Genomic DNA, 17,642 nt, shown 5'->3' on the forward strand with positions numbered 1-17,642 from the left:
CGCGACAGAAGGGTATCCTCCCTGCCAGGAGGTGTCATGCGTCGGTTGGGCGAGCTCGAAGCCACGGTGATGGATGTGCTGTGGCGCGGTTCCGAACCCATGCTGGTCCGCGAGGTTCTCGTGGAGATCGCCAAGGAGCGCGAACTGGCGTACACCACGGTCATGACCGTGCTGGACAACCTGTACCGCAAGGAATGGGTCGTTCGCGAGATGGAAGGTCGCGCGTACCGCTACCGAGCGATCACTTCTCGTGAGGAAGCCACCGCTCAGGCTCTTCGTGACGTGCTCGACTCGGCGAGCGACCCGGAATCAGTGCTGCTGCATTTCGCACAGTCGGTCTCCGAGGAAGAGTCGGACATCCTGCGCCGCGCCTTACGCCGAAAGCAGCGAAAGCGGTGATCCCCGCCGCCGCGCTTCTCCTCGGCGTCCTGATCGTCGGCTGGTGGTCCCCACCGGTCCTGGCGAGGTTCGGGACGCCGCAGGGCAGCCCGGCGGCGGCGATCACCTGGTGGCTCATGACCGCGATCGGTCTGCTGGCAGGCACGGTCGGCGGTGTGCTCCTTCTCGCTCTGCCCGGTCATGGCCCCGCGGATCAGATCACGCGCTTGATCGACGTCTGTCTGTCCACGATCAGTCACGACGGGATACCGTCCCTCGACCTGGTGGTCGGCGGTACGGCCGGAGTCCTGCTGACGTTCGCGCTCTTCCAGCTGCTCTTGTCCTCGATCAGGCGTCGACGGCGCCGCAACCAGCTGCATGAGCGCCATCTCGACGCATTGCGGCTGTCCGGATCCCGGTCATCGGATCGCGTCCGGACCTTGTGGCTACCTCACGAGCATCCGATCGCCTACAGCCTGGGCGGACGCCGGGCCATGATCGTCGCGAGCGACGGATTGCGAACCCGGCTCACCCCCGCCGAGCTGCGAGCGGTGCTCGCCCACGAGAACGCTCACGTCCGTGGCCGTCACCACCTGCTCACCGGCTGCGCCGACGTGCTGGGCAGGACGCTGCGCTTCGTCCCGCTCATGCGCGAACTGCCGAAAGCGATCAGCCTGTTCGTCGAATTGGCCGCCGACCGGACGGCAGCCGCGGAATGTGGAGCCGGGCCAGTGCGGTCGGCGTTGCTCACCATCGGGGCCACTGGCGGGCCGAGGAAAGCGCTCGCGATGTCGGGCGGTGACACCTCGATCCGGCTCAGCCGGCTCGAGGACCGTCAACGGCTGCCCTTGCGGTCCGGTATGACCAGCGTCATCGGCGGTGTCGCCTGCTTGACCGCCCCCGCAGTCGTCGCCGTCGCCCTCATGGGGGCGTTCAGCCTGGCCCTCTGCTAACAGCGATCGGCAACAGGTCCGATAGCCCGGTACGCAGCAACAATCGGCGGATCGTCGCTGAGGGCAGGAATTGAAGGGCGACGCGGTCGGCGACACAACGATTGTTGAAACCGACCAGGGGTCGACAGGCCGGTGGAATCACAGAAGTCCACCGCGTTCAGATCGACGACCACGCTGCTCGGCACCGGGTCAAGTGCCTGGCCGGGGTCACCGGACACGGTGATGAGCACGTGCCCGGGATCTGAACTGGTGGTCGCCACCGACAGCGGCTCCACCTTTCGCCGCTGTCTCCGTCTGACACCGTCATCCTTCCTTTGACCGCCTTCGAACGTATCGCAAGACGAGGTGAAACGCCGCGTGGAGGGCAGACCTCGAACGGTCTCGCCCTCCACGCGGTGGTACAGCCGGTCATCGCACGACCGCCGGGTCACCTCCGGCGACTTCGCTCGGCGCGCTCCGGGGGAAGCGCAGGGTGGCCATGGCCAGGAAGCCACCGGCGACCGCGATGCCCGCGGCCCCGAGGAACGCCGCCGAGTAGCCGCCGGTCAGCGCGACCGGGTCACCGATCCGTCCCGCGCCGAACGACACGCCGACCGCGGTCATCGCGGCGAGACCGAGCGCCGAGCCGATCTGGTACGAGGTGTTCACGATCCCCGACGCCAGTCCGCCTTCCTCCGGCTTCGCGCTGGAGATCGCGGTGCCCAGCGACGGGATGAACGCCAGCGCCTGACCGAGAGCCGCGACCAGCGAAGCGGGCAGGACGTCGACCACGAAATTGCCCGTCGGGCTGACGAACGACAGCCACACCAGCCCCGCGGCGAGCGCCCACAGACCACCGATGATCATCTTCTTCGGCCCGAAGCGGCCGATCAGCTTCGGCGCGACCGCGACCATCAGCACGACGATCAGCACGGTCATCGGCAGCAGCGCGGCACCGCTGGCGAAGGCCCCGTAACCCAGGACCTGCTGCAGGTACAGGTTCAGGAAGTACCACATCGGGATCCACGCCGCGCCGAGCAGGAACTGCGCGAGGTTCGCGCCGCCGAGATTCGGCGTCCGGAAGATCCCCAGCCGCACCAACGGAACCTCCCGCCCGCGCTGGACGAGCACGAACACCGCGAGCAGCGCGACGCCACCCGCCAGCGCACCCCACGTGCCCGCCGAGTCCCAGCCCGCCTCCGGCGCCCGGACGACGCCGAACACGGTCAGCCCGAGGCCCGCGGTCGCCGCGATCGCACCGGCGAGGTCGACCGAACCACGCCGTGCGGGCGCGGACGGCATCAGCCTGCCCGTCGCCACGATCGCGACCAGCGAAATCGGGACGTAGAGCCAGAAAATCCACGGCCACGACAGCCACTCGGTGATCACACCGCCGAGGAACACCCCCGCGGTACCACCGGCGGGCGCGGCCGCGCCGTAGAGCGCGAGCGCCTTGGTCAGCTCACGAGGACGCGCGCCGAACAGCATCATCAGGAGCGTCAGCGCGGACGGGGCGATCAACGCCGCACCCGCGCCCTGCAGCACCCTGCCGAGGAGTTCCACCCACGCGGTGCCCGCGACCGCCGCGACCACCGAACCACCGAGGGTGACGACCCAGCCCGCGGTGAACATCTTCCGCGCACCGAACAGGTCCGAGAGACGTCCACCGAGCAGCAGCAACCCGGCGAGCGCGATGACGTAGGCGTTGAACACCCACGACAGGTCCCCCGGCGAGAACCCGAGGTCCTGCTGCATAGCGGGTAGAGCGACGCCGATGATCGAGGTGTCCATGATGACCATGAACTGGGCCAACGCGATGAGTCCCAGCGCCCACCACCGCCGTGGGTCCGGGGATGTCTCCGCCATGACGACCGTCCTTTCGAGATTAATTACCCCTAGGGGGTATTGCGGACATGAACGTAGACCGGTTCATGACGCCGCGCAAGTACCCTTAGGGGGTATCAGTGTCGCAATCGTCACAGATGTCGCCTGAATGGCAAAACCCGTTGCGTGACAAAGAGTCGTCACGTAGAACATCGAAGACTTCATCAGAAGATCGCCAGGGCGAGCCGCACTCTTGGTCAACATCGAACCATCGACACTGGACAGGTACCCCATACGGGTATAAAGTTCCGGTGGCCGGCCGACAGCATGAGGAGGAGCCGTGCAGCGTCTTCAGTCGCTAGACCCGAGCGACGCGCCAGCCAAGTCCGCCGAGCTGCTCGGCGACATCGTCGAACGGCGTGGCTCGGTAGGTCCGATGGTGTCCGCGATGGCACACTCCCCCGCGCTCCTTCAGGGGTACCTCGACTTCTCGCGGGCCATGAAGCGGGTCAAGCTTCCCCGGGCACTCGGCGAAAAGATCTCGCTCGCCCTACAGGAGTGGATCGGTTGCGCGCTGTGCTTGCAGGCGCACACACGGGCCGCGCGGGCCGCCGGACTCAGCGACAACGACATCGCACTGGCCCGGCAGGGCACCTCCACTGACCGGCGCGAAGCCGCGCTGATCGCGTATGCCGTGCGGGTCCTCGCCGAACCGTCTTCGCTCGATGATGAAGACATCGCCGAGTTGCGGGAACACGGCTGGAGCGATCGACTCATCGCCGACACGGTGGGACTGGTGTCGCTCAACCTGCTGACCGGTTCGTTCAATCTCGTCGCAGGACTCGAACCCACACCTGCCGAGCAGTCCACAAAGGAGAAACACGACCATGTCGGTTGAGCACGACCACTCACACCACGAACACCAGCACCACGGCGACCACGGGGGCCATGCGGGCAACGGGGGCCACGAACACCACCGGCCGGGGAAGGTCTCCTGGGGCATGGCGGCGTCGGCCACCCTGCACTGCCTCACCGGCTGCGCCATCGGTGAGGTGCTCGGCATGGTGATCGGCACCGCGCTGGGCTGGGGCAACGTCGCCACCATCGTGCTCGCCGTCGCACTGGCGTTCGTCTTCGGCTACGCGCTGACCATGCGCGGCGTGCTGCGCGCAGGTGTCGGCTTCAAGCAGGCCCTCAAGGTCGCCCTCGCCGCGGACACCGTCTCGATCCTCGTCATGGAGATCATCGACAACGGGGTGATGCTCGTCGTCCCCGGCGCGATGGAGGCCGGGCTCGCCAGCTGGCTGTTCTGGGGCGCGCTCGCCTTCGCGCTGCTCGTCGCCTTCCTGCTCACGACACCGGTGAACAAGTGGCTCATCGGCCGCGGTTCCGGACACGCGGTGGTGCACGCCTACCACCACTAAGGTGTCCACAATGGAGATCGCGTATCACGGCGGCGACGGCCGGCCGCTCTACGCGGTCTCCCTCGGTTCTGGGCCACCCCTCGTGCTTCTGCACGGGGGTGGCCCTGATCATCACAGCCTCATCCCGCTGGCCGAGCGGCTGGCGGACCGGCACACGATCATCCTCCCTGACGTGCGCGGCTACGGCCGATCGGTCTGCACCGACCCGGCCCGGCACACCTGGACCCAGTACTCCGACGATGTCGCCGCGCTACTCGATCACCTCGGTTTCCAGCGCGCCGTCGTCGGTGGAACCGGCCTCGGGGCCACCATCGCCCAGCGCACCTGCCTCGAACATCCCGGCCGCGTCCGCGCCGCCATCCTGATCAGCGTCGAAGACATCGAAGACGACGAAGCGAAGCAAGCCGAGATCGCGTTCATGGACGCCTTCGCCGAACGTGTCCGGACCGACGGCATCGAAGCGGCCTGGGCACCGGTCCTGCCCGAGCTCGCTCCCGTCATCGGCGCGCTCGTACGTGACGCCATCCCGCGCTCCGACCCCGCGAGCATCGCCGCCGCGGCCGCCATCGGCCACGACCGCTCGTTCCGCTCCGTCGACGAACTCGCCGCGATCACGGCACCCACCTTGGTCTTCCCCGGCATGGACGAACGGCATCCGACCGAGCTGGCAGAGAACGCCGCCCGCGTCCTGCCCAACGGCCGTCTCGCGCCCGTTTCCCTGTCCGACACACTGAGCACCGCCGAAGCCCTCGCCGACGCGTTCGCTCCCACGATTCGCCGTTTCCTTGCCGAGCACCACCTCTACTAGGTGACATGGTGGTTCATCGGTTCATACCCGCCATCTCGGGTACCCGAAGGCTGCTACATGTTTCGCGAGGAAAGGAATCGTCATGACGCAGGCAGCCGAGATGCTCCGCACCTACCCGGCGGATCTGGGCAAGGTGAATCGTGAGGCGCTGACCAGGTGCATAGAAGCGTGCTTCGAGTGCGCCCAAACCTGTACGGCGTGCGCGGACGCATGTCTCAGCGAAAAGAGCGTCGCCGAGTTGGTCAAGTGCGTGCGCACCAATCTCGATTGCGCGGACATCTGCGCGACCACAGGACGGGTCTTGTCCCGGCACACGGGCTACGACGCGAACCTGACACGGGCAATCCTCGAGGGGTGTGCCGCCGCATGCAAGGCGTGCGGTGACGAGTGCCAGGGACACGCGAGCATGCACGAACACTGCCGCGTATGCGCCGAAGCGTGCCGTCGCTGCGAACAGGCCTGCCGTGAACTGATCAGCACCCTGAGCTGATCACGCTCACGGCCGAGGACCGACAGAAAGGCGCTCGCGCGGCACCGGAAGTGCCGCACGAGCGCCCCGTGTCGAACGAGGGTCAGCTCGCCGTGCTGCGGAATCCCTTGAGCCGCAGGCTGTTCGTGACCACGAAGACCGAGCTGAACGCCATCGCGGCGCCGGCGATCATCGGGTTGAGCAGGCCCGCCGCGGCCAGTGGCAGCGCCGCGACGTTGTAGGCGAAGGCCCAGAACAGGTTTCCCTTGATGGTGCGCAGCGTCCGCCGGGAAAGCCGGATCGCGTCCACCGCCGCCCGCAGGTCACCACGGACGAGGGTGAGATCCGACGCCTCGATCGCGACATCCGTACCGGTGCCCATGGCCAGCCCGAGGTCGGCCTGCGCCAGCGCGGCCGCGTCGTTGACGCCGTCACCCGCCATCGCGACCACCTTGCCCTCGGCCTGGAGCCGCTTGACCACGTCGACCTTGTCCTTGGGCAAGACCTCCGCGATCACCTCGGTGATCCCCACCTCCGCCGCCACCGCGCGGGCCACAGCCTCGTTGTCCCCGGTCAGCAGGACCGGGGTCAGCCCGAGCGCCCGCAGCTGCGTGATCGCCTCGGCCGAGGTCGGCTTCACGGTGTCCGCCACCACCAGGACCGCGCGGGCCGCGCCGTCCCAGCCGACGACGATCGCGGTCTTGCCCGCCTTCTCTTCGGTGGCCTTCGCCTCGGCGAGACCCTCCGGCAGGTGATGCGCCCAGTCCTCCAGCAGCGAGCTGCGTCCGGCCAGCACCGCCTTGCCGTCGACGATCCCTTGCACACCAAGGCCTTCGACGTTCGTGAAGTCCTCGACGGCCGGGAGCTCGCCGACCCGGTCCCGCGCACCGGCCACGATGGCCTGCGCGATCGGGTGTTCGGAAGCGTTCTCCAGCGCACCCGCGAGCCTCAACGCCTCGTCGGCGTCGACGCCGTCTGCGACGTGGACCTCGACGAGCGCCATCCGTCCGGTGGTGACCGTGCCGGTCTTGTCCAGCACGACCGTGTCGACCGCGCGGGTGGACTCCAGCACTTCCGGACCCTTGATCAGGATCCCGAGCTGCGCGCCGCGGCCGGTGCCGACCAGCAACGCGGTCGGGGTGGCCAGGCCCAGCGCGCACGGGCAGGCGATGATCAGCACGGCGACCGCGGCGGTGAACGCGGCCGACGCCGTGCCACCCGCCCCGAGCCAGAAGGCCAGGGTGCCGACGGCGAGCGCGATCACGATCGGCACGAAGACCGCCGACACGCGATCCGCCAGCCGCTGGACCTGTGCCTTTCCGGTCTGCGCGTCCTCCACCAGTTTGGCCATCTGTGCCAGCTGCGTGTCGGCGCCGACCCGCGTCGCACGGACGACGAGCCGCCCGCCCGCGTTGACCGTCGCGCCGACCACCGCGTCACCCGGCGCGACTTCCACTGGCACGCTTTCCCCGGTCAGCATGCTCGCGTCCACCGCGGAACCACCCTCGGTGATCACGCCGTCGGTGGCGATCTTCTCCCCCGGCCGCACGACGAACAGATCTCCGACAGCCAACTGATCGACCGGGATTCGCTCTTCCTTGCCGTTCCGGAGAACGGCGACATCCTTCGCCCCGAGCTCCAGCAGGGCTCGCAGTGCCGCTCCGGCCCGTCGCTTGGACCGCGCCTCGAAGTACCGTCCGGCGAGGATGAACGTCGTCACCCCGGCGGCGACCTCGAGATAGATGTTGCCGTCCCCGGCCATCCGCTCCACGGTCAGCTCGAAAGCGTGCGTCATCCCCGGCGTTCCCGCGCTGCCGAACAGCAGCGCGTACAACGACCACAGGAACGCCGCCAGCGTGCCCATCGAGATCAGCGTGTCCATGGTCGCCGCACCGTGGCGCAGGTTCGCCCACGCCGCCTTGTGGAACGGCCACGCCGCCCACACCAGCACCGGTGCGGCGAGCGTCAGCGAAATCCACTGCCAGTAGGTGAACTGGAACGCCGGCACCATCGCCAGCAGGATCACTGGCACCGACAGCACCGCGGAACCGATCAGCCGCTGCCGCAACGGGGCGATCGGATCGGCTTCCTCACGAGGCTCATCCGAGCCGGTCGTCTTCTCCGGGGCGGGCACGGCGGCCGAGTATCCGGCCGCCTCAACCTGCTCGATCAACTTCTGCGGCTCGACGTCGACCGGGAAGGTGACTTTGGCTTTCTCGGTGGCGTAGTTGACGGTCGCGGTGACGCCGTCGAGCTTGTTCAGCTTTTTCTCGATGCGCATTGCGCAGGACGCGCAGGTCATCCCGGTGATCGCGAGTTCGACTTCGGTTGTCCGCGTCTGGGCCACGTCGGATGTCATCGTGTTCACTCCTTTTCGACGCTCGCGTCAGCCGTGTCCGCCGTGGCCGTCATCGGCCGGGGGTGGGGTTGGGTTCTGGGTTGCCGAGGGAGCCGGGGCCGGGGCGGGTGTGCCCGTGGTGGCGACGGTGAACTCGGCGGTGCGGACCTTGCCCTGGTGCTGGAAGTCGAGGAACAGCCGGTAAGTGCCATTCGACGGGACTTCGGCGAAGAAGGTCACCGTGGGACCGGGCTTCGTTCGGCCGTCACCGGGTTCGCCGTCCGGGTGGACGTGCAGGTAGGCCAGGTCGCCGCCGCGCAGCGCCACCAGGTGCCCGTAAGCGCCCAGGTACGGCTGCAGATCGGTCACCTCGCGGCCGTCCTTGGTCACCGTCAAGGTCACCTTCGACGACTTGCCCGGCGCCAGCTCGCCGTCCAGACGGACCTGGTAACCGTCGACGTCCGCGACGCGCGACGGCTGATACTCAGCGGGTTTGAAATCTCCCGCCACGGCGACGTCCACACCCAGTGTCGAGGCCGAGCCGCCCGTCGGCTTGAAATCCGCGAAGACGCGGTAGCTGCCCGCCTGGGGCAAGGCCAGCGGGACACTCCACACGCCGTCGGGCGCGAGTTCGGGATGCACGTGCTGGAAACCGGCCGTGTCGCGGCGGACCACGATGAGGTGCATCCGCTTTTCGTGCTCGACGCCGTAAGCGGTGACCGGTTTGCCGTCCGGGCCGAGAATCTTGAAGGAGAAGGGCTGGGTCGTGCCCGCGGTGAGCGTCGTGGTGGTGGGCGTGAGGGTGTAGCCGCCCCTGGACGACGCGAGCCCGCCGGGCTCGTCGGTCGGCGCCGCCTCCGCGACGGTGCCGCTGTGAGCGTCCCCATGCCCGGCGTCCTCGCCGCCGGGAAGGCCGGCAGCGCCGGCGAAAGGACCGACAGCGGTGCCTGCGGCCCAGGCGCCACCGGCGACCAGGGCAAGCGCCACACCGTAGGCGGAGAGCTTCGCAACTGTGTTCATCTCGAATCCCTTGTGCGGGCCGTGCCCGCGATCGGGAGCGAACCGCGAATCAGGCGGTCAGCTCGTATCCGGCTTCTTCGACGGCCGCACGCACATCCGCGACCTCGGGTTCCTGGGAGCTGGTCACGGTCACCGCGCCGGTGGGCAGATCCACCCGGACGCCGGTGACGCCGTCGATCTTGCCGATCTCTTCGGTGACGGAACGGACACAGTGGTCGCAGGTCATGCCGGTGACGGTGTAGATGCTTGTGGTTTCACTCATCGTGGTTCTCCTCCGATTCGGTGCGCGGTCTCAGGAACGGACCAGGCGGGCGATCACGTCGCTCGCTTCCTTGATCTTTTCGTCGGCCTCGTCGCCGCCCTTGGCGATGGCGTCGGACACGCAGTGCCTGAGGTGTTCGTCCATCAACCCCAGCGACACCGACTGCAACGCCTTCGTGGCCGCCGACACCTGCGTCAGGATGTCGATGCAGTACTTGTCCTCCTCGACCATCCGTTGCAGGCCCCGGATCTGACCCTCGATCCGCCGCAACCGGGTCACGTATTCGTCTTTGCCTTGCGTGTATCCGTGCATCTCTCGTCCTCCTGGCCGCAACACTACATACCCTAGGGGGGTAGGGCAACCGGCATACCCCCGTGACGTATGCCACCCCCGTTTTTGACCACAACCACTCCACGAAGCCTCGAAACCCGCCTGCGCGTGCGACCCTCGACCGGGCATGATTGAGACGTACGCGGAATCCCGACTCGAGGAGTGAGCGTGGTCGATCACGGCGCCGACAAGGAGAGGCAGCTCAAACGCCTACGACGCGTTGAGGGGCAGATCCGGGGCCTGCAGAAGATGGTCGAAGAGGACAAGTACTGCATCGACGTCCTGACCCAGGTCTCCGCGGCGACCCGCGCCTTACAGTCGTTCTCCCTCGAACTCCTCGAGCGACACATGGCAGGCTGCGTCGTCGAAGCCGCCGCGAAAGGCGGCCCCGAGGCGGACAGGAAGATCCGGGAAGCCTCCGAAGCGATAGCACGCCTCGTGCGCTCCTGACGTCTGCATCACGAAAAGCGGGCGGGTGACTCTCACGTCACCCGCCCGCTTCTATTCCACCTCAACGACTGCCCCGGTCGCGGTGAACCCGGTCCGGACATGGGCGCCGTCGCAGAACGGCTTTTTCGCCGAATGCCCGCACCTGCACAGCAATTGGGTGCGGCCGGTCAGTTCGTATTCCTCGCCGTCGTGGTCGACGAGCCGGACGGCCCCTTTCACCTGATACGGCCCGTTGTTCACGACCTTGATGACGACAGCCGGCCCAGCTCCGTCCTCCTCGGCCATCACCTTCAGCCGACCACCTCGTAGCCGGCCTCTTTGACCGCGGATCGCACCAACTGCGCGTCGACCGGCCCCTCGCTCACGACGGTCACTTCGCCGGTCGCGATATCCGCGTCCACCTCGCTGACCCCGGCGACGCCGTTCACCGCGGTCGTCACCTTGTTCATGCAGCCCGAGCAGGTCATGCCCTTGACCGTGTACACGGTGGTGTCCATCAGCTCTCACCCTTCGGTTCGACAACTCGTTTCGCGGCGATCCCTTCGCCGTCACGCCGCCACACTAACATTACCCCCGTAGGGTATGTAAAGAAGCTGTTGCCCTTGTCCCACAACAAGGATCGGCCTCGCGAGCTGCGCGGCGGCGACGAGCAACGTCTCGACCCCACAGGTTCTCCGGTCATTTCCCACGAAAAGGGACGCATGCCGGACCGTGTCCGACGAAGAAATCTGCTGCGCACGGCGGAACCACGACCTCGGCCACTGAACTTCCCTCGGCGGTGCATGCCGCCCGTGGTGTCGCACTCGCCGTCGCAGCCGCGACCCTGGGCATGGCGGCTCAGGTTCTCGGCGATGACACGGTCCCGAATGCCGGGATAGCCTTACTCATCGGCGGCTTGACAGGTTCGGCCGGTCTCGCCGTGGCCGATCGCTGCCGAGGCGTCGTCGCGGCGGGCGGCGCGCCGACGGCGGCGCAGCTCATCCTGCACGCCGTTCTGCTGGCGCCCTCACGCATGGCCGGTGACGCGAAACACAACAGCTCGTCTGATACCTGTGCCGGCCGGGCAAGAACAACCGCGGCGACAGAGGCCGTTTCGGCTTTCTACGCCGACCTCCTCTTCAGCCTCGCTCGGCGAAGCATCATCGAAGCCGACCTGGCCACAGTGGACGACAGCGCCGCCGAAGAGCGTCAAGCCGAGCGGGAACGCCTCCAACGCCAACCGACAGAGGTAGCCCGGTGGCAGGACTCTGTTCTGCGGCAAGCCCAAGACGACCCCTTCACCTAGGCACTTCGCCAGAACTACAACAAGCTGGAGGAAGACAAGACCACCGCGCTGGCGGCGATCGCCCAACTCGACGCGGAAGACAGGAAGCAAACCGGCGAAGGCTACGTCGTCAGACCTGACCTTCCTCGAAGCGCTTCCGCATCTCCGGCTCAACTTGGCCAAGGCACCTCAGGCGCTGCTCCGCAGCCTCTTCGAGATCACCCAGCTGACCGTCAAGGTGCGTGGCGTGGGCGACAAGGTGACCATTACCGTCAAACTGCCGGTCGATCAGGTACCGGTAACGGCTGTAGCCGCAGAAAGGATCAGCGACGCGATGACTTCCACCGAAATGCAAGAAGTCCCGACCAGTTCGGTCGAGACTTCTTGGGTGGAAGCTGTACGTACCCCCGATGGGATTCGAACCCACGCTACCGGCGTGAGAGGCCGGCGTCCTAGGCCGCTAGACGACGGGGGCTAGGAACTTTCTCCTTCAGAAGGAGATTTTCAGTTGTTCACCTGCTGTGTTGCTGTGGAGAAACTTACCAGACCGGGTTTCCCGCCCTTCGCGGGGGGGTCACTCTGTGTTTCACTCCGGAGAGTTCTCCAGCTGGGGTACCAGGACTCGAACCTAGACTAACTGGACCAGAACCAGTCGTGCTGCCAATTACACCATACCCCAGTGAGGTACCGTTCCGATCTTGACCGGCTCGGTGCCGCACGAGAAGGAATACTAGAGCACGCCGTTCCGCACCGTGAAAGCGGGGGTCTCCGTAGCGCGCTGAGCGGGGACGCCGAGCTTCGCGAACTCGGAAACGAGCAGCTCAGGCAGCTCGTCGAGGCCGGAGATGGTGTGCACACCCGCCGGGGCGCGCTCGGCGATGCCGTCCCGGTCGAGCCAGACGGCACCCAGGCCGGCGTCGCGTGCGCCGATGGCGTCGGTGTCGAGCTTGTCGCCGACGTGGACCGCCTGGGCGGGGTCACAGCCGAGGCCGAGGCAGACCGAGTGGAACATCGCCGGGTCCGGTTTGGCTACTCCGAGTTCACCGGCGATGGCCACGTGGTCGAAGAACCGGGCGAGTCCGAGGTCGGCGATCTTCTTGCGCTGATGCGCGCCGGAGGCGTTCGTGACGGCCGCGACGAGGACACCCGCGGCTCTCAGCCATTCCAGGCACGGGAGGACATCTCCGAACAATTGCCACGAACGCGTGAGAATTTCACGACGCCGTCTTTCGAAGCCCTTGACCTGGTCTTCGTCGGCCAGAATGCCGATCTCGGCCAGGAAACATTCAGTACGCTTGTGATGCATGATCGCGTAATCGATTTCGCCCGCCACCACCAGCGCGACATGCTCTTCGGTGATGAGATCCCACAGCGGCCAAAGGTCGTTCTGACCGGTGAGCGCGCTCAGGCTGAGCCGGATCGCCGCCGTGCAGTCGATCAGCGTGTCATCGATGTCGAGACACACCAACCGCAACTCCGGCGGCTCCCACGGCGCTCCATCCGGAGCGTCCGGCGTGGTTCGTGACGGGGTCCGGGGCACGAGAGCGAAATCCACCAAGTGAGGCTAGGGCACTCAGCGCGATCGCGACTCTGCCGATGAGGTGATTAAGGCTGGTCTGTTCCGGCGCGGGCACTCTACTCCCAGTTGGTGAGAAGACGTGTTTTAGTTACCGGACAACGGCTAAGGCGGGCGGGCGGGTGAAATACGGACTCCTCGATTCGCGACGCGCACACCCTGTGACGACACCGGAATCCTTAACCGGATTCAAGTCACGGACCGTCCACAAGGGCATTTCCGCGATCGTCGTCCTTCCGAGACATTCCCGCCACACCTCGCGTCCTCTTTGGACAGTCGCCCCGGACACCCGGACCAGTGAGACCCGGGTCATAGCCCGAACGGCGCATCCGCCCGGATGGCGCTTGACGCGCCGGTCGAGCAGGTGCATGCTGAGCTTATTCAACAAGTGATGAATAAGGGATTCGAAGGGGTGGAACGGATGAGCGAACGCACGAACTGCGTGGTCGTCGGCGGTGGCCCCGCGGGCATGGTCGCCGGGTTGCTGCTGGCCAGGGCCGGGGTCGAGGTCACGGTGCTGGAGAAGCACGAGGACTTCCTGAGGGACTTCCGCGGCGACACCGTGCACCCGTCGACATTGACGTTGCTCGACGAGCTGGGCCTCGGGGAGAAATTCCTCAGCCTGCCGCACAGCGAGATCTCCTACGCCGGCTTCCCGGCCGAGGACGGCACGATGATGCGCCTCGCCGACCTGACCCGGCTGAAGGTGGCGCACCCGTACATCGCGATGGTCCCGCAGTGGGATTTCCTGGACCTTCTCGCCGACGCCGGCGCGAAGGAGCCCACGTTCACGCTGCGGCAGAGCACGGAGATGACCGGGCTGATCTTCGAACACGGCCGGGTGAGCGGGGTCCGCTACCGCGACGCCGACGGGAAGACCGGCGAATTACGCGCCGACCTGGTGATCGCCGCCGACGGGCGCTGGTCGCTGGCCCGCCGTGAGGCCGGGCTGATGACGAAGGACTACGCCATCCCGTTCGACGCGTGGTGGTTCCGGATCTCGCGGCGGGAAGGCGAACACGAGGGCATGCTGACCCCGAAGATGCGGGATCGCCGCTTCGCCGTGCCGCTGCCGCGCAAGGGCTACTTCCAGATCGCCTATCTCAGCCCCAAGGGCCAGGATCTCCGCGAAAACGGCATCGAGGCGTTCAGGGAGAACGTGGCCGCGATCCTTCCCGACCTGGCCGACCGGGTCGACGAGCTGAAGACGACCGACGACGTCAAGTTCCTCGACGTCAAGATGAACCTGCTGCGGAAGTGGCATGTCGACGGGCTGCTGTGCATCGGTGACGCGGCGCACGCGATGTCGCCGGTCGGCGGGGTCGGCATCAACCTCGCGGTGCAGGACGCGGTCGCGGCCGCCACCCTACTCGCCGAGCCGCTGCGCCGGGGCAGGCCGTCGGTGGCGGATCTGGCGAAGGTCCGCAAGCGCCGTCTCGCACCGACGATGCTGGTGCAGGGGCTGCAGCGGATGCTGCACAAGAACGTCATGAAGCCGGTCATGGAGGGCAGGCGCAACGGTCCGCCCGAGGTGATGGTGAAGCTGTTCGGCCGGTTCCCCGTGCTGTCCTACGTCCCGGCCCGGTTGCTGGGCCTGGGGCTGCGGCCCGAGCACGCCCCGGCCTTCGCGCGGCGGGCGATGGAGCCGGCCGGCGGCTGAGTGCCCCGAACGCCATGAAAGGTCCTTTCCTTGCAAATTTTGCAAGGAAGGGACCTTTCATGGCACTTGAGGTCAGACGTCCTGCACCGGGTTGGTCAGCGTGCCGATGCCTTCGATGGTGATCGAGACCGACTGGCCGTCCTCGATCGGGCCGACCCCCTCGGGCGTACCGGTCAGGATGACGTCGCCGGGCAGCAGGGTCATCACGCCGGACACGAACTCGACCAGCTCGGGGATCTTGTGCACCAGGTCCGAGGTCCGGCCGTCCTGCTTGAGAACACCGTCCACCTCGGACTTGAGCGCGAGGTCGGCCGCGTCGAGCGAGGTCTCGATCCACGGGCCCAGCGGGCAGAAGGTGTCGAACCCCTTCGCCCTGCCCCACTGGCCGTCGGACTTCTGCAGGTCACGTGCGCTGACGTCGTTCGCCACGGTGTAGCCGAGGATCGCGCTCGCCGCGCGGGCGGCGGGCACGTTCTTGACCGGCTGGCCGATGACGATCGCCAATTCGCCCTCGAAGTCGACGCGGCCGACACCGCGCGGACGGCGGATGGGCGCGTTCGGGCCGATCACCGTGGTCGACGGCTTGATGAACAGCATCGGGTCCTGCGGGACCTCGTTGCCGAACTCGGCCGCGTGCTTGGCGTAGTTCCGGCCGACCGCGATCACCTTCGACGGCAGGATCGGCGCGAGCAGCCGGACGTCGGCGAGCGGCCAGCGCTTGCCGGTGAAGTTGGGGTTGCCGAAGGGGTGCTCGGCGATTTCCAGTACCTGGGCGTCGTCGCCGTCCCCTTCGATCGAAGCGAACGCGACACCACCGGGATAAGCAATTCGGGCTAGACGCACTCCCCCACTGTACGACTCCTCACGCCGGGCCCTCCCTGAGGGACTTGTGCACGAGCGCGTCGCACAACGCCAGCCAGCTCGCTTCGACGATGTTGCCGTGCACGCCGACGGTGGTCCATTCCCGCTCGCCGTCGCTGGTCTCGACGAGCACGCGCGTGACGGCGTCGGTGCCCGGGTGCCCGGGCAGGATCCGCACCTTGTAGTCGGCCAGCTCCACACTGTCCAACCAGGACAGATGCGGGCTGAGCGCCTCGCGCAGGGCGGCGTCGAGGGCGTGCACGGGGCCGTTGCCCTCGGCGGTGGCGATCACGCGCTGCCCGGCGACGTGGACCTTCACCGTCGCCTCGGACACGACCTCGTCGTCGGACCGGTGGTCCAGCACGACCCGGTACGACTCGAGTTCGAACGGCGGTTCGTCGAGAACATCGCTCTGCGGGCCGTCGACCTCCCGCCGCAGCAGCAGTTCCAGTGAAGCGTCCGCGGCCTCGAAGGACCAGCCTTCGGACTCGAGGCGCTTCACCTTCCGGACGGCGCTCGTCAGCGCCTCGGGCTGGCCGGCAAGGTCGACCCCGAGCTCACGTCCCTTGAGCTCCAGGCTGGCCCTGCCGGCCATCTCGGTGACCAGTACCCGCATGTCATTGCCGACCGAAGCTGGATCGATGTGGTTGTACAGCAACGGATCCACCTTGATCGCGCTCGCGTGCAGTCCCGCCTTGTGGGCGAAGGCCGACGCCCCTACGTAAGCCTGGTGGGTGTAGGGGGCGAGGTTCGCGATTTCGGCAAGGGCATGGGAGACCCGGGTGAGCTCGGCGGCGCCTCCGGTCGGGAGGACCTCCATGCCGAGCTTGGTCACCAGATTTCCCGTCACGGCGAACAGATCGGCGTTACCCGCCCGTTCGCCGTAACCATTGGCGGTGCACTGGACGTGCGTCACGCCGGCCTGCACGGCGGCGACAGAGTTCGCCACCGCGCAGGAAGTGTCGTCCTGACAATGGATTCCGAGCCGGAATCCGGTCCTTTCCTTGACCTCGCGGACGGTTTCCGCGAGGCCGAGCGGCAACTGTCCGCCGTTGGTGTCGCACAGCACGGCGACGTCGGCGCCCGCGTTCACTCCCGCGTCGAGCACCTTCAGCGCGGTGTCCGGGGAGAACGCGTAGCCGTCGAAAAAGTGTTCCGCGTCAAGGAAGACGCGACGTCCTTCGCCGATGAGGAACGCGACGGTGTCCCGCACCATCTCGCACGCTTCGTCGACATCGACCCGCAGCGCGCGTTCGATGTGGCGTAAGTCCGATTTGGCCACCAGGGTGACCACCGGTGCCTGGGAATCGAGCAGCGCCCGCACCTGCTGGTCCTGCTCGGCCTTGGCGCCCGCCTTCCGCGTCGCGCCGAACGCGACGAGCGCGGCGTGGCGCAGTTTCAGTTCGCCCGAAGCGGCTCGGGCGAAGAATTCCGTGTCCTTGGGCAGCGCCCCCGGCCATCCGCCTTCGATGAACCCGACCCCGAGATCGTCGAGCAGCCTCGCCACCGCCAGCTTGTCCGTGACGGAGTAGGAGATCCCCTCGCGCTGCGCACCGTCGCGCAAGGTCGTGTCGTACAGGTGGAAGGCGTCGCCGAGTGGCGTATCGGCGGGCTCCTTGCGGGTCACGGGGACTCCTCATGGTGGTGGCAAAATGTGTTCAGGCAACAAAAAAACCTCCCGCATGGGTGCGAGAGGTTGCGCGCCGGGGGCTCTTGTGGAGCTGTTATCCGGCGCGCTCGGCGATAATGATGGTGCAGGAGGTCACGGACGCATCATGGCACACGCCCCGGCGGGTGTCCACAAGCCGGGCGGAACTTCCCGCGTGCTGGGATGGAGCCGGCACGCAGGTCACCCGCCCGGTCAGTGCGAAGGCGTGCCTCGCGCGACTGGATGCCGCCCGGGGTCGTGGGGGGGGGGGTTGGGTTGGGAACCCACCCCCCCCCCCCCCCCCCCCCCCCCGTCCCCGGTTTTCCTTCTGCTGCTCTTCTAGAGTCCGGGCTTGAAGGGGTTTTCCTTCTTCGTCTCTGGCGCCCCACTTTCCCCCC

19 protein-coding genes and 2 tRNA genes are annotated in these 17,642 nt (G+C 67.2%); 9 read left to right on the forward strand and 12 right to left on the reverse strand.

Annotation, left to right across the window (positions count from 1 at the left end; all coding sequences use genetic code 11):
- Positions 1-36: 36 nt before the first annotated feature.
- Together AC0685_RS13900 and AC0685_RS13905 are read left to right on the forward strand one after the other, a co-directional pair.
- Positions 37-399, forward strand: coding sequence for a BlaI/MecI/CopY family transcriptional regulator (locus AC0685_RS13900; RefSeq protein ID WP_478225837.1), 363 nt, complete (start codon positions 37-39; stop codon positions 397-399).
- Positions 396-1,331: a M56 family metallopeptidase gene (locus AC0685_RS13905; protein ID WP_478225838.1), complete on the forward strand. Its 936-nt coding sequence runs from the start codon at positions 396-398 to the stop codon at positions 1,329-1,331. The genes AC0685_RS13900 and AC0685_RS13905 overlap by 4 nt, the downstream gene beginning before the upstream one ends.
- A 408-nt stretch (positions 1,332-1,739) precedes the next feature.
- On the opposite strand, the gene AC0685_RS13910 is transcribed toward AC0685_RS13905, so the two are convergent.
- Complete coding sequence (locus AC0685_RS13910) at positions 1,740-3,176, reverse strand: MFS transporter (RefSeq protein WP_478225839.1); 1,437 nt, start codon at positions 3,174-3,176, stop codon at positions 1,740-1,742.
- A 298-nt stretch (positions 3,177-3,474) separates the two neighbouring features.
- Here AC0685_RS13910 and AC0685_RS13915 point away from each other — a divergent pair, with 298 nt between their 5' ends.
- The 4 genes from AC0685_RS13915 to AC0685_RS13930 all read left to right on the forward strand — a co-directional run bounded on the left by AC0685_RS13915 (position 3,475) and on the right by AC0685_RS13930 (position 5,856).
- On the forward strand, positions 3,475-4,032 hold the full coding sequence (locus AC0685_RS13915) for a carboxymuconolactone decarboxylase family protein (RefSeq protein ID WP_478225840.1): 558 nt from the start codon (positions 3,475-3,477) through the stop codon (positions 4,030-4,032).
- Positions 4,022-4,558, forward strand: coding sequence for a DUF4396 domain-containing protein (locus AC0685_RS13920; RefSeq protein WP_478225841.1), 537 nt, complete (start codon positions 4,022-4,024; stop codon positions 4,556-4,558). The genes AC0685_RS13915 and AC0685_RS13920 overlap by 11 nt, the downstream gene beginning before the upstream one ends.
- A gap of 10 nt (positions 4,559-4,568) precedes the next feature.
- Positions 4,569-5,366: an alpha/beta fold hydrolase gene (locus AC0685_RS13925; protein WP_478225842.1), complete on the forward strand. Its 798-nt coding sequence runs from the start codon at positions 4,569-4,571 to the stop codon at positions 5,364-5,366.
- An 82-nt stretch (positions 5,367-5,448) separates the two neighbouring features.
- Positions 5,449-5,856: a four-helix bundle copper-binding protein gene (locus AC0685_RS13930; RefSeq protein WP_478225843.1), complete on the forward strand. Its 408-nt coding sequence runs from the start codon at positions 5,449-5,451 to the stop codon at positions 5,854-5,856.
- An 82-nt stretch (positions 5,857-5,938) separates the two neighbouring features.
- Here AC0685_RS13930 and AC0685_RS13935 read toward each other — a convergent pair whose 3' ends face one another.
- Genes AC0685_RS13935 through AC0685_RS13950 form a run of 4 tightly spaced genes read right to left on the reverse strand, consistent with a single transcriptional unit; the run spans position 5,939 to position 9,767 of the window.
- Positions 5,939-8,194 carry a heavy metal translocating P-type ATPase gene (locus AC0685_RS13935; protein ID WP_478225844.1) on the reverse strand — a complete coding sequence of 752 codons (2,256 nt, stop codon included), beginning with the start codon at positions 8,192-8,194 and terminating at the stop codon, positions 5,939-5,941.
- A 27-nt stretch (positions 8,195-8,221) separates the two neighbouring features.
- Positions 8,222-9,193: a hypothetical protein gene (locus tag AC0685_RS13940; RefSeq protein WP_478225845.1), complete on the reverse strand. Its 972-nt coding sequence runs from the start codon at positions 9,191-9,193 to the stop codon at positions 8,222-8,224.
- Positions 9,194-9,242: 49 nt separating this feature from the next.
- Positions 9,243-9,455: a heavy-metal-associated domain-containing protein gene (locus AC0685_RS13945; RefSeq protein WP_478225846.1), complete on the reverse strand. Its 213-nt coding sequence runs from the start codon at positions 9,453-9,455 to the stop codon at positions 9,243-9,245.
- 30 nt (positions 9,456-9,485) lie between these two features.
- Entirely contained in the window at positions 9,486-9,767 is a 282-nt protein-coding gene (locus AC0685_RS13950; RefSeq protein ID WP_478225847.1) for a metal-sensitive transcriptional regulator, read from the reverse strand.
- A gap of 186 nt (positions 9,768-9,953) precedes the next feature.
- On the opposite strand from AC0685_RS13950, the gene AC0685_RS13955 reads away from it, so the two are divergent.
- Complete coding sequence (locus AC0685_RS13955) at positions 9,954-10,235, forward strand: metal-sensitive transcriptional regulator (protein WP_478225848.1); 282 nt, start codon at positions 9,954-9,956, stop codon at positions 10,233-10,235.
- Positions 10,236-10,286: 51 nt separating this feature from the next.
- On the opposite strand, the gene AC0685_RS13960 is transcribed toward AC0685_RS13955, so the two are convergent.
- Both AC0685_RS13960 and AC0685_RS13965 read right to left on the reverse strand, forming a co-directional pair.
- A complete protein-coding gene (locus AC0685_RS13960; RefSeq protein ID WP_478225849.1) occupies positions 10,287-10,520 on the reverse strand; it encodes a CDGSH iron-sulfur domain-containing protein in 234 nt (77 codons plus the stop codon).
- 5 nt (positions 10,521-10,525) lie between these two features.
- Positions 10,526-10,732, reverse strand: coding sequence for a heavy-metal-associated domain-containing protein (locus tag AC0685_RS13965; protein ID WP_125690215.1), 207 nt, complete (start codon positions 10,730-10,732; stop codon positions 10,526-10,528).
- A 398-nt stretch (positions 10,733-11,130) separates the two neighbouring features.
- On the opposite strand from AC0685_RS13965, the gene AC0685_RS13970 reads away from it, so the two are divergent.
- Positions 11,131-11,520, forward strand: coding sequence for a hypothetical protein (locus AC0685_RS13970; protein WP_478225850.1), 390 nt, complete (start codon positions 11,131-11,133; stop codon positions 11,518-11,520).
- Between the two features lie 381 nt (positions 11,521-11,901).
- Here AC0685_RS13970 and AC0685_RS13975 read toward each other — a convergent pair.
- From AC0685_RS13975 to AC0685_RS13985, 3 genes are all read right to left on the reverse strand, one after another.
- Positions 11,902-11,974 (reverse strand) — tRNA-Glu (locus AC0685_RS13975).
- Positions 11,975-12,106: 132 nt separating this feature from the next.
- Positions 12,107-12,178 (reverse strand) — tRNA-Gln (locus AC0685_RS13980).
- 51 nt (positions 12,179-12,229) lie between these two features.
- The gene (locus AC0685_RS13985) at positions 12,230-12,964 is read right to left on the reverse strand and encodes an HAD family hydrolase (protein ID WP_478225863.1); all 735 of its coding nucleotides are present in this window, start codon (positions 12,962-12,964) and stop codon (positions 12,230-12,232) included.
- Positions 12,965-13,496: 532 nt separating this feature from the next.
- On the opposite strand from AC0685_RS13985, the gene AC0685_RS13990 reads away from it, so the two are divergent.
- On the forward strand, positions 13,497-14,735 hold the full coding sequence (locus tag AC0685_RS13990; protein ID WP_478225851.1) for an FAD-dependent oxidoreductase: 1,239 nt from the start codon (positions 13,497-13,499) through the stop codon (positions 14,733-14,735).
- 72 nt (positions 14,736-14,807) lie between these two features.
- On the opposite strand, the gene AC0685_RS13995 is transcribed toward AC0685_RS13990, so the two are convergent.
- Both AC0685_RS13995 and cimA read right to left on the reverse strand, forming a co-directional pair.
- Positions 14,808-15,578, reverse strand: coding sequence for a fumarylacetoacetate hydrolase family protein (locus AC0685_RS13995; RefSeq protein ID WP_478225852.1), 771 nt, complete (start codon positions 15,576-15,578; stop codon positions 14,808-14,810).
- 19 nt (positions 15,579-15,597) lie between these two features.
- On the reverse strand, positions 15,598-17,223 hold the full coding sequence (gene cimA / locus AC0685_RS14000) for a citramalate synthase (RefSeq protein ID WP_478225853.1): 1,626 nt from the start codon (positions 17,221-17,223) through the stop codon (positions 15,598-15,600).
- Positions 17,224-17,642 lie beyond the last annotated feature (419 nt).

This window comes from Amycolatopsis sp. NPDC043889, assembly GCF_056435645.1.

Coding starts and splice junctions, on each gene's coding strand:
- AC0685_RS13990 (WP_478225851.1), top strand. CDS start 13,497: ATGAGCGAACGCACGAACTGCGTGGTCGTCGGCGGTGGCCCCGCGGGC.
- AC0685_RS13930 (WP_478225843.1), top strand. CDS start 5,449: ATGACGCAGGCAGCCGAGATGCTCCGCACCTACCCGGCGGATCTGGGC.
- AC0685_RS13950 (WP_478225847.1), bottom strand. CDS start 9,767: ATGCACGGATACACGCAAGGCAAAGACGAATACGTGACCCGGTTGCGG.
- AC0685_RS13945 (WP_478225846.1), bottom strand. CDS start 9,455: ATGAGTGAAACCACAAGCATCTACACCGTCACCGGCATGACCTGCGAC.
- AC0685_RS13940 (WP_478225845.1), bottom strand. CDS start 9,193: ATGAACACAGTTGCGAAGCTCTCCGCCTACGGTGTGGCGCTTGCCCTG.
- AC0685_RS13960 (WP_478225849.1), bottom strand. CDS start 10,520: ATGGCCGAGGAGGACGGAGCTGGGCCGGCTGTCGTCATCAAGGTCGTG.
- AC0685_RS13920 (WP_478225841.1), top strand. CDS start 4,022: ATGTCGGTTGAGCACGACCACTCACACCACGAACACCAGCACCACGGC.
- AC0685_RS13910 (WP_478225839.1), bottom strand. CDS start 3,176: ATGGCGGAGACATCCCCGGACCCACGGCGGTGGTGGGCGCTGGGACTC.
- AC0685_RS13935 (WP_478225844.1), bottom strand. CDS start 8,194: ATGACATCCGACGTGGCCCAGACGCGGACAACCGAAGTCGAACTCGCG.
- AC0685_RS13965 (WP_125690215.1), bottom strand. CDS start 10,732: ATGGACACCACCGTGTACACGGTCAAGGGCATGACCTGCTCGGGCTGC.
- AC0685_RS13900 (WP_478225837.1), top strand. CDS start 37: ATGCGTCGGTTGGGCGAGCTCGAAGCCACGGTGATGGATGTGCTGTGG.
- AC0685_RS13925 (WP_478225842.1), top strand. CDS start 4,569: ATGGAGATCGCGTATCACGGCGGCGACGGCCGGCCGCTCTACGCGGTC.